At 63.7% G+C, this 14554-nt stretch carries 13 protein-coding genes; 10 read left to right on the plus strand and 3 right to left on the minus strand.

What is annotated here, in order from left to right; translation table 11 throughout:
• Nucleotides 1-94: 94 nt before the first annotated feature.
• From ACZ6YA_RS08910 to ACZ6YA_RS08920, 3 genes are all read right to left on the minus strand, one after another.
• Complete coding sequence (locus ACZ6YA_RS08910; RefSeq protein WP_012316399.1) at nt 95-466, minus strand: translation initiation factor Sui1; 372 nt, start codon at nt 464-466, stop codon at nt 95-97.
• Between the two features lie 206 nt (nt 467-672).
• Nucleotides 673-1209 (minus strand): NUDIX hydrolase, encoded by a 537-nt coding sequence (locus ACZ6YA_RS08915; RefSeq protein WP_465896743.1) that lies wholly within the window; start codon nt 1207-1209, stop codon nt 673-675.
• Between the two features lie 2 nt (nt 1210-1211).
• Complete coding sequence (locus tag ACZ6YA_RS08920; protein ID WP_465896744.1) at nt 1212-2279, minus strand: DUF2333 family protein; 1068 nt, start codon at nt 2277-2279, stop codon at nt 1212-1214.
• 247 nt (nt 2280-2526) lie between these two features.
• Here ACZ6YA_RS08920 and ACZ6YA_RS08925 point away from each other — a divergent pair, with 247 nt between their 5' ends.
• From ACZ6YA_RS08925 to fis, 10 genes are all read left to right on the plus strand, one after another.
• Entirely contained in the window at nt 2527-3906 is a 1380-nt protein-coding gene (locus ACZ6YA_RS08925; RefSeq protein ID WP_465896745.1) for a diguanylate cyclase, read from the plus strand.
• A gap of 1303 nt (nt 3907-5209) precedes the next feature.
• A complete protein-coding gene (locus tag ACZ6YA_RS08930) occupies nt 5210-5989 on the plus strand; it encodes a methyl-accepting chemotaxis protein (protein ID WP_465896934.1) in 780 nt (259 codons plus the stop codon).
• A 183-nt stretch (nt 5990-6172) separates the two neighbouring features.
• Complete coding sequence (locus ACZ6YA_RS08935; RefSeq protein ID WP_465896746.1) at nt 6173-7936, plus strand: protein-disulfide reductase DsbD; 1764 nt, start codon at nt 6173-6175, stop codon at nt 7934-7936.
• Between the two features lie 179 nt (nt 7937-8115).
• Nucleotides 8116-8568 carry a type II 3-dehydroquinate dehydratase gene (aroQ, locus tag ACZ6YA_RS08940; protein ID WP_176518061.1) on the plus strand — a complete coding sequence of 151 codons (453 nt, stop codon included), beginning with the start codon at nt 8116-8118 and terminating at the stop codon, nt 8566-8568.
• A 101-nt stretch (nt 8569-8669) separates the two neighbouring features.
• Nucleotides 8670-9131: an acetyl-CoA carboxylase biotin carboxyl carrier protein gene (gene accB / locus ACZ6YA_RS08945; protein ID WP_465896747.1), complete on the plus strand. Its 462-nt coding sequence runs from the start codon at nt 8670-8672 to the stop codon at nt 9129-9131.
• Between the two features lie 17 nt (nt 9132-9148).
• Nucleotides 9149-10504, plus strand: coding sequence for an acetyl-CoA carboxylase biotin carboxylase subunit (gene accC, locus ACZ6YA_RS08950; RefSeq protein WP_465896748.1), 1356 nt, complete (start codon nt 9149-9151; stop codon nt 10502-10504).
• A 165-nt stretch (nt 10505-10669) separates the two neighbouring features.
• Nucleotides 10670-11548, plus strand: a complete 879-nt coding sequence (prmA, locus tag ACZ6YA_RS08955; RefSeq protein WP_465896749.1) for a 50S ribosomal protein L11 methyltransferase — start codon at nt 10670-10672, stop codon at nt 11546-11548.
• A 42-nt stretch (nt 11549-11590) separates the two neighbouring features.
• Nucleotides 11591-12919 (plus strand): DUF3426 domain-containing protein, encoded by a 1329-nt coding sequence (locus tag ACZ6YA_RS08960; protein ID WP_465896750.1) that lies wholly within the window; start codon nt 11591-11593, stop codon nt 12917-12919.
• Between the two features lie 240 nt (nt 12920-13159).
• Nucleotides 13160-14173, plus strand: a complete 1014-nt coding sequence (gene dusB / locus ACZ6YA_RS08965) for a tRNA dihydrouridine synthase DusB (protein WP_465896751.1) — start codon at nt 13160-13162, stop codon at nt 14171-14173.
• Complete coding sequence (fis, locus tag ACZ6YA_RS08970; RefSeq protein ID WP_011535876.1) at nt 14170-14490, plus strand: DNA-binding transcriptional regulator Fis; 321 nt, start codon at nt 14170-14172, stop codon at nt 14488-14490. The genes dusB and fis overlap by 4 nt, the downstream gene beginning before the upstream one ends.
• Nucleotides 14491-14554: the final 64 nt, after the last annotated feature.

Raw genomic sequence — 14554 nt, forward strand, 5'->3', positions numbered from 1 at the left:
AAAGCTGAAAATGACGATTCATCCGTGCCCAGGCATAGACCCTGACCACGGGAACGAGTTTAGAAAGCGCTGGGCAAAAAATCGCGCGACAGCCTCAGCCGCCAGACTTTTTCGCCTTGAAACCCTGTTTGGTCAGCTCGCCGATCAACAGCTCGACATGGTCGCCCTGGATCTCGATAACCCCGTCTTTCAAAGCACCGCCTGTACCGCAGCGGCGCTTGAGCGTGGTGGCCAGCTCCTTGAGCTGGTCGGGCGGCAGCGGCACGCCGGTGACGGTGGTCACGGTCTTGCCCCCACGGCCTTTGCTCTCGCGGCGCACGCGGGCGATACCGTCGCCTTCGGGGATGGTTTGCTGCTTACAGATGCAGGCATCCACCGGCTGGCTGCAGTCGGGGCAGTGCCGACCGGCATCGGTGGAAAACACGAGACCGCCAAGGGCGGAAAAGGAAGAAGCTTTCTTGGCCACTTTTGTTCCTCTGTGCTGAGGACAAAAACTGGTCGGGCTCCTTGTGCAGAGACCGACCGCGAAGCCCCACTCTGGCAGGGGCGGCGCTACTGCCGCAGGTTCCTGCGACAGCCCGAAAAGGGCGCGCAGTGTAACGATAAATCAGGCAATTGCTAAGTACTGGAATGCGCCATTTTGCGAATGATTTGCGACCCAACGACCCAGCGTTACCGCAGGCTGGCCTTATACCGCTGCAATGCCGCCAACGAGTCCGGGCAATAGGGCAGCACCTTGCTCTCTGCCTCGGCCTGGGCAAGGCTGACGAACTTGGCCTCGATCACCTCTTCCGGCTGCAACCGCAATGGCGCATCGGACACCGCCGAATACACCGCGCACCACAAGTGATTATTGGGCTGGTCGAAGTAAAACCGCTCATGGAAGCGCAGATCGGCCCCTTCGATCCCCAACTCCTCGGCCAGCTCCCGAGCGGCCGAATCGGCATACGCCTCGCCCGCTGCCACCATTCCGCCTGCGGCCACATCCCAATAACCGGGATACAGCGCCTTGCTCAACGTGCGCCGGTGCACGCACAGCTCACCAGCACCGTTGAACAACAGGATGAAGGTGCAACGTCCGATCAGGCCGCGCTCACGCAATTCAGCCCTGGGCAGCGCGCCGAGCACCTGATCGGCGTCGTCCACCCAGGCGACCAGTTCGCGGTCGGAGGCCGCCCGGTGGGCGGCCTCATGGGCGCTGATGGTCATGCTCAACCCTGCGACAGCAGCTGACGCAGGTCGATCACCGCAGCGTTGGCCCGCGAAATGTAGTTGGCCATGACCAGCGAGTGGTTGGCCCACATGCCAAAGCCGCTGCCATTGAGCACCATCGGGCTCCACAGCGGCTCTTGCGAGGCTTCCAGCTCACGGATGATCTGGCGCACGCTGACGGTCGCGTTCTTCTTCGCCAGCACGTCGGCGAAGTCTACCTCGATGGCACGCAGCAGGTGCGACAGCGCCCAGGCCTGGCCACGGGCTTCGTAGAACACGTTGTCGATCTGCAGCCAAGGGGTTTCCACCACTTCCTCGTCAACCTGCGGTGCCTGGCCGGCAACCACCGACTCGGTCTTCAGGTTGGTGTTGAGCTTGACCCGGCCAACGCTGGCCGACAGGCGTTGCGACAGCGAACCCAGGCGCGTGGCAACATCACCCAGCCAGTTGTTCAGGTTGTCGGCACGGGTGTAGAAGATCGCACCCTTGTCGCCAGCTGCCAGACGCGTCTGGTAGCGGCCCAGCGATTTGATGCCCTCTTCGAACTCCGATTCGCTCGACGGCAAGATCCAGCTCTTGTTGTCGAAGTTGAAGCGTGGCTCCGCCTTGGCCAGGTCGGCGTCCTCGGTGGACTGCGACTGCGAACGGGCGAAGTCCTTGCGCAACGCGCGGGACAGGTCGCGCACCTGGACCAGCACGCCGTATTCCCAGCTCGGCATGTTGTCCATCCACAGCCCTGGCGGGAAACGGTCGTTGGAAATATAGCCGCCCGGCTTGTTCAGCAGGGTATTGGCCACGGTCTTGAGGGTTTCGATAGTGGTGTAGCCAATCACCATTTGCTGGCCATTGCGCTCGGCCGCAGCCTGGGCACTCTGCTGCACCGGGAACAGCTCCGGCTCCTGGCTCCAGTACCAACCCAGGCCGATACAGACCAGCAGGTACAACCCGATCAGGGTCCCCAGGGCACGGCTCCAGAGGCCGCCCAAGTAGCTACGGGCGGCTGCGCCGCGGCCGTCGACACGCTCACGGGGCTCGGCTTTGGCCTCGCGGTTTTTCCAGTCCAGCATGGCTTTGTCCTTAATCAGTCACGACGGTTCAGGGGCTTGGACCACAGGCATTCGCCAGGGTGCCACGGCAAGCCCGCGTTGCTGCACTATAAAGCAGACACCGCCGTACGCATAAGCGACCAATCGGTCAGTAACTGAATATTCGTTTTCAACGCTTTGTTGATGCGGCGCACGCGCAGGCCGGGAAAGAACTGCTAGCATAGAGCCATCATTGCACCTGCACCTCCAACCAATAAGTAGTCAGGACATGACCCAAGCCGCGGAGCCGAGCCAAGAGCGCCTCAAGCAGGAGCTCGATCACCTGCTGCAACGCCTGTCGCAACCCCGCTTGCGCAAGGGTGACCAACCCGACCAGGTGGCGCTGCGGCCTGCGCGCAAACCGGTGTACCTGCTGCTGCGCGACCCTGAGCGAGCCGAGCGCCTGGCCCAGCAGCTGGAGTTCTTCGGCCTGTGCGCTCAACCGCTGTTCGGTGCAGACGCGTTCCTGGCATCGGTGGCCGAGCAACTGCCGTCGGCCATCGTCATGGATGTCGACTTCACCGGGCCCGGCTGCGGCGTGCCGTTGGCCGCTCGGGCACAGCAAGGCCGCGAACACGCCATCCCGTTGCTGTTTTTCAGCCACCACGAAACCGACACCCCCACGCGCCTGGCGGCCGTGCGCGCGGGCGGGCAAGCCTTCCTGACCGGCACCCTGGAAGCCTCCAGCCTGCTGGAAAAACTCGAAGCCATCACCAGTACCGCAGCCCATGAACCTCTGCGCGTGTTGATCATCGACGACTCGCGCACCCAGGCCCTGCATGCTGAGCGCGTGCTGGGCAGCGCCGGCATGATCACCCGCAGCCTGACCGATCCGATCGCCACCATGGCGGAGCTTGCCGAATTCCAGCCCGACCTGATCATCCTCGATATGTACATGCCAGGCTGCTCCGGCCCGGAGCTGGCCAAGGTGATCCGCCACAACGACCGCTATGTCAGCGTGCCGATCATCTACCTGTCCGCCGAGGATGACCTGGACAAGCAGCTCGACGCCATGAGCGAAGGCGGCGACGACTTCCTGACCAAGCCGATCCGTTCACGCCACCTGATCACCACGGTGCGCAACCGCGCGGCCCGCGCCCGCCACCTGAAGTCGCGCATGGTCCGGGACAGCCTTACCGGGCTGTACAACCACACCCATATCCTGCAACTGCTCGAAGACTGCAGCTTCCGTGCGCGCCGGGAGGGCCAGCCACTGAGCTTCGCCATGCTCGACATCGACCATTTCAAGAAGATCAACGACCACCATGGCCACCCCATGGGCGACCGGGTGATCAAAAGCCTGGCGCTGTTTCTCAAGCAGCGCCTGCGCAAGACCGATTTCATCGGCCGTTACGGCGGCGAGGAGTTCGCCATCGTCATGCCCAACACCGCGCTGGAGGCCGCGCACAAGGTGCTCGACGAAATACGCCGGCGCTTTGCGGAAATACTCTATCCCGCGCAGCCCGGTGATCTGCAATGCACCTTCAGTGCCGGGGTGGTGCAGCTGGATGAAGCGCTCGATGCGCTGACCATGGCCAGCGCGGCGGATGAGGCGCTGTATCGGGCCAAGCATGCCGGGCGCAACTGCGTGGTGCGAGTCGAGCCCTAGCCGACTGAAGGCACATTGCCAGTTTTTTATGACGCCAAGCCACTGGCGTCATCACCACGTCACAAAACCGCAATAACTTCAGGCACCTACCTCTCCACTCCCCCGCAGGAAGTTCGCGGCTATGCGCCTGAAGTGGCTGACCAATTTCAACACCCTGTTGCTGGTGACCGTGTGTATCGCCTTGGGCGCGACCCTGTGGTGGTCGCAGCGTGCCCTGGAACGGCCTTATCAATTGATGGAGCGCTACCTGGGCCTGTCGCAGCAGTTCCAGAACCAAGCTGCACGCAACACCCAAGCCTACCTCGGCAGTGGCGATGCTCTACGTCACGCGGCTGCAGTGGAAGCCAACAATCAGTTGCAGGCGGCGCTGGCGGGCTGGCCAGATGAACTGGCCGACAAATTGCGCCCGAGCCTGGGCACCCTGCAGGCCTTCACCGCCAACGAATTGCTGGCCGCCGGCAAGCTCGCCGGCGACCCGCAGGCCTTGCTGCTGCAAGCCGAGCGCGAGCTGGGCGCCAGCTTCGAACAACTGGCCGGCTATGCCCGCGACAGCGCCAGCGCTGATGCCACGCGCTACCTGCTGCCGTTGCTCGACGCCAGCGTGCATCTGGGCCGCCTGTCGCTGGCCCGTGACAAACTGGTCAGCAGCGGCCGCGCCGAGCTGGCCGACGAAGTCGAACGCGAACTGCAGCTGATCCGCGCCCAGGCCCAGGTCATCGACGGCCTGCCACTGTTGGGCGTGACCCGCGCCGCCGAATCGAGCGCCGACGATTTCGCCGCGATGATGGGCTTGGAAAGCCAGGCCAGCGGGCAGCAGGAAGACGTCGCCGTGGGCCTCAAGCGCGAGCTGCAGAGCCTGCTCAACCGCTACCCCGCCGAGCTGCAACGCACCCGTGAACAGATAGAACGGCGCACCGCCCTTGCCGCCAGCGCCAACCAGCGCCTCGACGCCGTGCAACAGGCCATCGCCGGCCTGGAGCCCGAGGTGCGCGCACAGCACGCCAAGATCGCCGGTGAAGTGCGCATCATGCAGGGGTTGATGATCGGCCTGATCCTGCTGATCGCCCTGCTGATCGACACCTTGCAGCGGCGCCTCACCCGTACCCTGACCGGCTTGGCACCCGCCCTGTCGCGCTGGGCCGAGGGCGACTTCGCCGCGCCCATCGCGCTGGGCAAGACCAACCGCGAGCTGCACGACATCCAGGAGTCGCTAAACCGCCTGCGCCAGTACCTGGTGGAACTGGTCGGCACCATCCGCCACAACGCCGAGCAGGTTGCTGGCAGCAGCCACGCGCTGGCTGGCATGAGCGCGGCGCTGCACGACGGCGCCGAGCGCCAGGCCGGCGACACTGGGCAGATCCGCGACGCCCTGGGCGAGCTGGAAGCGACCATCCAGCAAGTGGCCGGTGACGCCAGCTCAGCCGCCGATGCCAGCCGCGATGCCGGCCGCGCCGTGGAGCAAGGCCAGACGGTGATCGGCCAGAGCCTTTCCGGCCTGCGCGCGCTGGTCGACGAAGTGCAGGGCAATGCACGCATGATCGAACAGCTGGCCGAGGAGTCGGCGACCATCGGCGGTGTGCTGACGGTGATCCGCTCGATTGCCGAGCAGACCAATCTGCTGGCATTGAATGCCGCCATCGAAGCCGCCCGTGCCGGTGAGATGGGCCGCGGCTTTGCCGTGGTGGCCGATGAAGTGCGCTCGCTGGCGCAACGTACCACCGGCGCCACAGGTGAAATCCAGGCCTTGATCGACCGCTTGCAGCAGGCGGCTCGAGGATCGGTGGCGGGCATGCGGGCGCAGCTGGAACATGCCGAAGCCACCGCTGAGCAGGCACAGGCTGCCGATGGCGCGTTGGATGAAATTGTCAGCGCGATCCGCACGATTGCCGAGACGGCGGTGCGCATTGCCGATGTCACGGCGCAGCAGAGCGGTGCCGTGAGTGAGATTCGCGGGCACAGTGAACGGATTCATGCATTGGGTGAAGACAATCTGCAGCGCATTGGCGAAGGGCGCGAGCAGGGCGAACAGCTGCTGAGCCTGGGTGATGAGCTGAGCAAAGCGGTGCTGGCCTTCAGAGTCTGATTTTGCCTGTACCGGCCCCTTCGCGGGGCAAGCCCGCTCCCACAGGTACAGCGCAGGCCTCGAGTGCAGTGGAGAGCCTGTGGGAGCGGGCTTGCCCGCGAAGAGGTCCGCACAGCCGACACAAAACCCAATGACCACCACTTCCGCTATCATGCCCGCCATGTTCCACCTCGCGAGTCCGCCATGCGCCGCCTGTTTTTCCTGCTGTTCCTGCTGCTGGCCAGCCCTGCCTTCGCCTCCGGCCTGCTCGACAACCGCCCCAGCGCCACCCTTGGCGCCGCCTCGCTGAGCAACAGCGCAGATTTTCTGCCGGTACACGAAGCCTTCAAGCTCAGCCTGGTCCAGGCCGATGCGCACACCCTCAAACTGCGCTTCGTCGCCACCGACGGCTATTACCTCTACCGCCATCGCTTCCAGTTCCGTACCGAACCCGCTGACATCGCTCTGGGCACACCGAACATCCCCAAGGGCGAGGCCAAGCACGATGAGTTCTTCGGCGATGTCGAGGTTTACCACGGTGTAGTGGACATCGAACTGCCGCGCACCGATTCCCGCGCCTTCACCTTGCTGGTGGGCTACCAGGGCTGCGCCGACAAGGGCCTGTGCTACCCGCCGGAAACCGAACGCCTGAACATCGATGGCGAGGGTGGCGTTGCGAACAACGCACCCGGCTGGAGCTGGAAATCGCTGCTGCTGTTCTTCCTTGCCGGTGTCGGCCTGACGTTCACCCCCTGCGTGCTGCCGATGCTGCCCATCCTCTCCGGCGTGGTCCTGCGCGGGCAGGTGGGCGGCCTACGCGGCCTTTCCCTGTCGCTGGCTTACGTCATTCCGATGGCCGCCAGCTTCGCCGTGCTGGGCGCGCTGATGGGCCTGTTCGGCGCCGGCCTGAACCTGCAGGCGCGGCTGCAATCGGCCTGGGTGCTGGTGCCGTTTGCGCTGTTCTTCGTGCTGTTCGCGCTGGCCATGTTCGGCCTGTTCGAGCTGAAGTTGCCGCAAGCCTTGAACAATCGCCTGGACAAGCTCGCCCACCGCACCAAGGGCGGCTCACTGGTGGGTGCGGCGGTACTCGGGGTGCTCTCCAGCCTGCTGGTGTCGCCCTGCGTCTCGGCACCGCTGGCCGGCGCGCTGCTGTACATCAGCGCCAGCGGCGATGCCTTGGGCGGTGCACTCAAGCTGTTTGCTCTGGGCCTGGGCATGGGGGCGCCCCTGTTGCTGGTGGCCACGGGCGGTGCGGCCTGGCTGCCGAAAAGCGGCCCCTGGATGAATACCGTGAAGAACGCCATTGGCGTGCTGCTGCTGGGCCTGGCGATCGGGCTGCTCAGCCGCGTGCTGCCGGGGCCGGTGACCTTGCTGCTGGTCGGGTTCCTGAGTGCCGGCGTGGCGCTGTTCCTCGGCGCTCTGGAGTTCGTGGTCAAGGCCCCCCGCCAACGCCTGGCGCAATTGCTCGGCCTGGCGCTGCTGGTCTACGCCCTCGCCTGCTGGTACGGCGCGCTGAACGGCCAAGGCGACCCGCTGCGCCCTTTGCCCACGCCAACGCTGGCAGTGGGCAACGCCAGCCTTGCTGCCAAGGCAGATGCCTGGCAGACCGTCACCACCAAGGCGGCGCTGGACGCCGCCCTGGCCCAGGCCAAGTCCGCCGGTCAACCCGTGCTGCTGGACTGGTACGCCGACTGGTGCATCAGCTGCAAGGTCATCGAGCATGAGGTGCTCAACGCACCGCAGGTCCAACCCCAGCTGAACGCATTCAAACTGTTGCGCTTCGACATTACCGAAAGCAACGCCGAACAGCGCACCCTGCTCGACCGTTATCAGCTTTTCGGTCCGCCAGCACTGCTGTTCTTTTCGGCGAACGGCAGCGAAATGACCAGCGATCGGCTGATTGGCGAGATAAACGCCGGCGAATTTGCGCGAATTCTGACGCGCGTGCGCGGCGAACTCGGTCTATAACTTCCCGCGTGCCGGGAAAATTCTCCACTTGAGTGACCGGATTTAATCATTCGGTCACATCTTTCGCGCGAACCTCGGACATCGTGCTGGCTATTGCCGGGAACTGGACACTTGCCGTCGCTTTGCGGCACACTCGCCGCGCTGTGTCGAATTGCCCTACAAATCCAAGGAATCCGCAGATGGCAACGCTACTGGTCCTTCATGGCCCAAACCTGAACCTGCTCGGTACCCGGGAGCCAGGCCACTACGGCGCCATGACCCTGGCCCAGATCAACCAGGACCTGGAACAGCGTGCCCGCGCCGCAGGCCACCATCTGCAATACCTGCAGAGCAATGCCGAGTACGAACTGATCGACCGTATTCATGCCGCACGCAACGAGGGTGTGGACTTCATCCTGATCAATCCGGCTGCTTTCACCCACACAAGCGTCGCATTACGTGACGCATTGCTTGCGGTGAGCATCCCATTCATCGAAGTGCACCTGTCCAACGTGCACAAACGCGAACCGTTCCGTCACCACTCCTACTTCTCCGATGTCGCCGTAGGAGTGATCTGCGGCTTGGGCGCCAGCGGTTATCGCCTGGCCCTGGAGTCCGCACTGGAACAACTGGCTGCCAACGCACAGCCCTGATGATTGAGACCCTGGTCCACGTGGGCCGGGGTTCGACAGAAACGTTTCGATACGTTTTTAAATTACGCCCCCTGACCGAACCCTTTGGGAGTTGATGATTAATGGATATCCGTAAAGTCAAGAAACTGATCGAGCTGCTGGAAGAGTCTGGCATCGACGAGCTGGAGATCAAGGAAGGCGAAGAGTCGGTCCGTATCAGCCGCAACAGCAAGACCCCAGCTGCCCAGCAGTTCTACGCACCAGCACCGATGGCTGCCGCCCCTGTTGCCGCTCCAGCAGCCGCTGCTGCACCGGTTGCCGAAGCTGCCGCTGCTGCACCTGCCCTGAAAGGCACCGTGGTTCGCTCGCCGATGGTCGGCACCTTCTACCGCAAGCCTTCGCCGACTTCGCCAAACTTCGCTGAAGTTGGCCAGTCCGTGAAGAAGGGCGACACCCTGTGCATCGTCGAAGCCATGAAGATGATGAACCACATCGAAGCCGAGTTCGGCGGTGTCATCGACGCCATTCTGGTAGAAGACGGCCAGCCGGTTGAGTTCGACCAGCCGCTGTTCACCATCGTTTGAACCGCGGAGAGCCAACGATGTCTGCGAAGCTCGAAAAAGTCCTGATCGCCAACCGCGGGGAAATTGCCCTGCGGATCCTGCGTGCCTGCAAAGAGCTGGGCATCAAGACCGTCGCCGTGCACTCCACCGCCGACCGTGAACTGATGCACCTGGGCCTGGCAGACGAGTCGGTCTGCATCGGTCCAGCGCCCTCCAAGAATTCCTACCTGCACATCCCAGCGATCATCGCGGCTGCCGAAGTCACCGGCGCCACGGCGATTCACCCGGGCTACGGCTTCCTGGCAGAAAACGCCGACTTCGCCGAGCAGGTGGAAAAATCCGGTTTCGCCTTCATCGGCCCGAAAGCCGACACCATTCGCCTGATGGGCGACAAGGTTTCGGCCAAGGCAGCGATGATCAAGTCGGGTGTACCAACCGTTCCCGGTTGTGAAGGCCCGCTGCCGGAAGACGAAGAAGTCGCCCTGGCGATCGCCCGTGACGTCGGCTACCCGGTGATCATCAAGGCCGCCGGTGGCGGTGGTGGTCGCGGCATGCGCGTGGTGCACAAGGAAGAGGACCTGATCGCCTCGGCCAAGCTCACCCGCACCGAAGCCGGTGCTGCCTTCGGCAACCCGATGGTCTACCTGGAGAAGTTCCTGACCAACCCACGCCACGTGGAAGTTCAGGTACTGTCCGACGGCCAGGGCAATGCCGTGCACCTGGGCGACCGCGACTGCTCGCTGCAGCGCCGTCACCAGAAAGTACTGGAAGAAGCGCCGGCTCCAGGCATCGACGAGAAGGCCCGCCAGGAAGTCTTCAAGCGTTGCGTCGATGCGTGCATCGAAATCGGCTACCGCGGCGCGGGTACTTTCGAGTTCCTGTACGAGAACGGCAGCTTCTACTTCATCGAGATGAACACCCGTGTACAGGTTGAGCATCCGGTGTCGGAAATGGTCACTGGCATCGACATCGTCAAGGAGATGCTCAGCATCGCCGCTGGCAACAAGCTGTCGTTCCGTCAGGAAGACGTGGTGATCCGCGGACACTCGCTGGAGTGCCGGATCAACGCCGAAGACCCGAAGAAGTTCATCCCGAGCCCAGGCAAGGTCAAGCACTTCCACGCCCCGGGTGGCAACGGCGTTCGCGTCGATTCGCACTTGTACAGCGGTTATTCGGTTCCGCCGAACTACGACTCGCTGATCGGCAAGCTGATCACCTACGGCAAGGACCGCGACGAAGCCATGGCGCGCATGCGCAATGCCCTGGACGAGATCGTCGTCGACGGCATCAAGACCAACATCCCGCTGCACCGCGACCTGGTGCGTGATGAAGGTTTCTGCAAAGGCGGCGTCAACATCCACTACCTCGAGCACAAACTGGCCAACCAGGAGTGATCGCGCTAGCGTGATGCATTGAAGACCCCGGCCCTGTGCCGGGGTTTTTCTTTTGTGGACACCGCGGTGTTCCAGCCCTCCTCTACAAACCCCCCGCACTCGCGTAAACTGCCAGCCTTCGCGCAGCCTCGGGCTGCCCCTGTCGATTTACCAAAGGTGCCCGCCATGCCCTGGCTGCAAGTACGCCTGGCCATCAGCCCGGAACAAGCCGAAACCTACGAAGACGCCCTGCTCGAAGTCGGCGCTGTCTCGGTTACGTTCATGGATGCCGAAGATCAGCCTATCTTCGAACCTGACCTCAACACTACCCCGCTGTGGTCGCACACCCACTTGCTGGCCTTGTTCGAGGCCGATGCCGAGCCCGAAGCGGTGTTCGCTCACCTGCAACTGCTGACCGGCGCGGCGCTGCCCGAGCACCAGGCCGAGGTCATCGAAGACCAGGACTGGGAGCGCAGCTGGATGGACGGCTTCCAGCCGATGCGTTTCGGCCAGCGCCTGTGGATCGTGCCGAGCTGGCACGACGCGCCCGAAAAGGACGCGGTCAACCTGCTGCTCGACCCGGGCCTGGCGTTCGGCACCGGCACCCACCCGACCACCGCACTGTGCCTGGAATGGCTCGATGGCCAGCAGCTTGAAGGCACCCAGGTGCTGGACTTTGGCTGCGGCTCGGGCATCCTCGCCATCGCCGCGCTGCTGCTGGGTGCCCGTGAAGCGGTCGGTACCGACATCGACGTGCAGGCCATCGAGGCCTCGCGTGACAATGCCCAGCGCAATGGCATCGCTGACGAAAAGCTGGCCTTGTACCTCCCTGAAGACATGCCGGCCATGCAGGCCGACGTGCTGGTCGCCAACATTCTTGCAGGCCCGCTGGTCTCGCTGGCGCCGCAACTGTCCGGCCTGGTTCGCCCAGGCGGTCTGCTGGCGCTCTCGGGCATCCTTGCCGAACAGGGTGAGGAGGTGGCCGCGGCCTACGCCGCCGATTTCGAGCTGGACCCGATCGTCGTGCGCGACGGCTGGGTGCGCATCAGTGGTCGCCGCCGCTAAGCGGGCCTAGAATACTTCTCTGTACAGCTCCCGGATCGCCGCATGACCGACAGTTTCGTCACCCAGTGCCCGCATTGCCAGACCAGCTTTCGCGTCACCCACCACCAGTTGAGCGTGGCACGCGGCGTCGTGCGCTGCGGCCACTGCCTGCAGGTGTTCAATGCGGCGAAGCAGTTGCTCGAGCAAAACCGCGCGGGCGCGGCACCTGTGGTGCCGCCGATACCGGTGGTCGAGCCGGACATCGCGCCCGAACCGCCGGCCAGCGTACGACCCCTCGCCGAGCCTGAAGACTGGGCGGCCACCGCCCAGGCGCTGGATGAGCTGGACCTGGACCAGGAGTTGGCCCGCCTCGAACGCCGCGGTAAACCTGACGAACCGCGCCCCGCGGCGCCCACGCAGACGCTGCAGGCACGGCGCGATGAACCCGCCGCCGACGCACACACAGACAAGCTGTTCGGCAACGCGACCGACGATCATCATGAGCCGCTGGACGCTGTCGAGCCTGCACCGGTCCTGCTGGAGCAAGAGCCACTGGACCTGGAACCGGCCCCCGGTGATCGTACCGAACCCACGCTTGGCGGCAATCTGGACCTGGACTTCGATGAAGAGCCTGCCTTACATCGGCCCGCCGAGCACCACGAGCCGGATGAATTCCACGAACCCCAGCCATCGGATGAAGACCTGGTCCACGAAAAGGGCCTGAGCGCTCGGGATGACGACGAAGCCGATATCCATCTGTCGGCACGTGATGACGACGCTGTCGAACCGCTGCCTGACGAGCGCCTGGAGCCGGGTTTTGCAGCCAAGGCCGAACGCCCGCCACGCAAGGAGCCGTTGGTCGACGTGGTCGACGACCCGCTGCAACTGGGCTGGGAGAAGCCCAAGCCGAACTGGGGCAAGCGCCTGCTATGGGGTGTGCTGACCCTGCTGGCCGCTGGCCTGCTGGCCTTCCAGTACGTGTGGTTTCATTTTGACGAGATGGCGCGCCAGGACCAGTACCGCCCGCTCTTCCAGCAGCTGTGCCCGATGCTGGGCTGCGAAGTGCCCACCCGTGTCGACATCGGCCGCATCAAAAGCAGCAACCTGGTGGTGCGCAGCCACCCGGACTTCAAGGGCGCGCTGATTGTCGATGCGATCATCTACAACCGCGCACCGTTCGCCCAGCCGTTCCCGCTGCTGGAGCTGCGCTTCGCCGACCTCAATGGCCAACTGATCGCCAGCCGTCGCTTCAAGCCCAGCGAGTACCTCTCCGGTGAACTGGCCGGGCGTGGCGAAATGCCCAGCCAGACCCCAATCCACATCGCCCTGGATATCCTCGACCCGGGGCCCAAGGCCGTGAATTACAGCCTCAGCTTCCGCTCCCCGGAATAAACGCGAACCTTGTGGGAGCGGGCTTGCCCGCGAAGCAGGCAGCGCATTGGATGGCACGGGCTTCGCCCGTGTTCGCGGGCAAGCCCGCTCCCACAGGGGATCAGCCAACCAATGCAAAGGTTATAAGCCGGCAGCTGTACAGATTTTATCCAAATCCATCTTTATCCGGTCACCGAGAGCGGGTATTATGCCCACCCTTTTTCGAACTCCAATGATTCGGCCCCACAACAGGGAACACCTATGTCGGCGGTACGCATCGGCCCATACACACTACGCAACAACCTGATCCTCGCGCCCATGGCCGGGGTCACGGACCAGCCTTTCCGTACACTTTGCCAGCGCCTGGGTGCGGGCATGGTGGTGTCGGAGATGGTCAGCAGCGACATGAGCCTGTGGAACAGCCGCAAGTCGAGCCTGCGCCGCATCCACGAAGGTGATCCCGAGCCGCGCTCGGTACAGATCGCCGGTGGCGATGCGCAGATGATGGCTGCGGCAGCTCGGGCCAATGTCGAAGCGGGCGCTCAGATCATCGATATCAACATGGGTTGCCCGGCAAAAAAAGTCTGCAACAAAGCTGCAGGCTCTGCTTTATTGAGAGATGAAGCATTGGTCAACGAAATCCTCCATGCCGTCGTCGGCGCGGTGGACGTACCCGTGACCCTGAAGATCCGCACCGGCTGGGACCGGGCGAACAAGAACGGCCTGAACGTGGCGAAGATCGCCGAGCAGGCCGGCATCCAGGCGCTGGCGGTGCATGGCCGCACACGCGCCGACCTGTACACAGGCGAAGCCGAATACGACACCATCGCTGCCATCAAGCAGGCGGTGTCCATCCCGGTGTTTGCCAACGGCGATATCACCTCGCCAGAAAAGGCCCGGGCGGTGCTGGACGCCACCGGGGTCGACGGCCTGCTGATTGGCCGGGCCGCTCAAGGGCGGCCATGGATCTTTCGCGAGATCGAACATTTTTTAGGGACCGGCCAGCATTTGCCGGCCCCCAAGTTGGACGAAGTGGAACGCATCCTGCTGGAGCACCTGGCCGCGCTGCATGCCTTCTATGGCGATGTGATGGGCGTACGTATCGCCCGCAAGCACGTTGGCTGGTACCTGGCGACACGACCCGGCGGCAAGGAGTTTCGCGCCAGGTTCAACGCTTTGGAAGACACACAAGCGCAGTGCGCCAACGTTCGCGGGTTTTTCAGCGAACGTCGACAGAGCCTTGAGACAGAGGACGGACAAGGGGTGGCCGCATGACGATGATGACCGAGACATTAGTGAGTGGAACAACGCCCGTGAGCGACAACGCCAACCTCAAACAGCACCTCAACACGCCGAGCGAAGAGGGCCAGACCCTTCGCGACAGCGTCGAGAAGGCGCTGCACAACTACTTCGCACACCTGGAAGGCGCGACCGTCACTGACGTGTACAACCTGGTGCTCTCCGAAGTCGAGGCGCCCCTGCTCGAATGCGTGATGAATTACGTCAAGGGCAACCAGACCAAGGCCAGCGAGATGCTCGGGCTCAACCGAGGCACCCTGCGCAAGAAGCTCAAGCAGTACGACTTGTTGTAAGCCAGAATCCCAATCAGAAAAGGCGGCCTCTGTGAAGAGACGCCTTTTTTGCTGACTCCACCGC

It is taken from the genome of Pseudomonas sp. NPDC090752 (assembly GCF_055584805.1).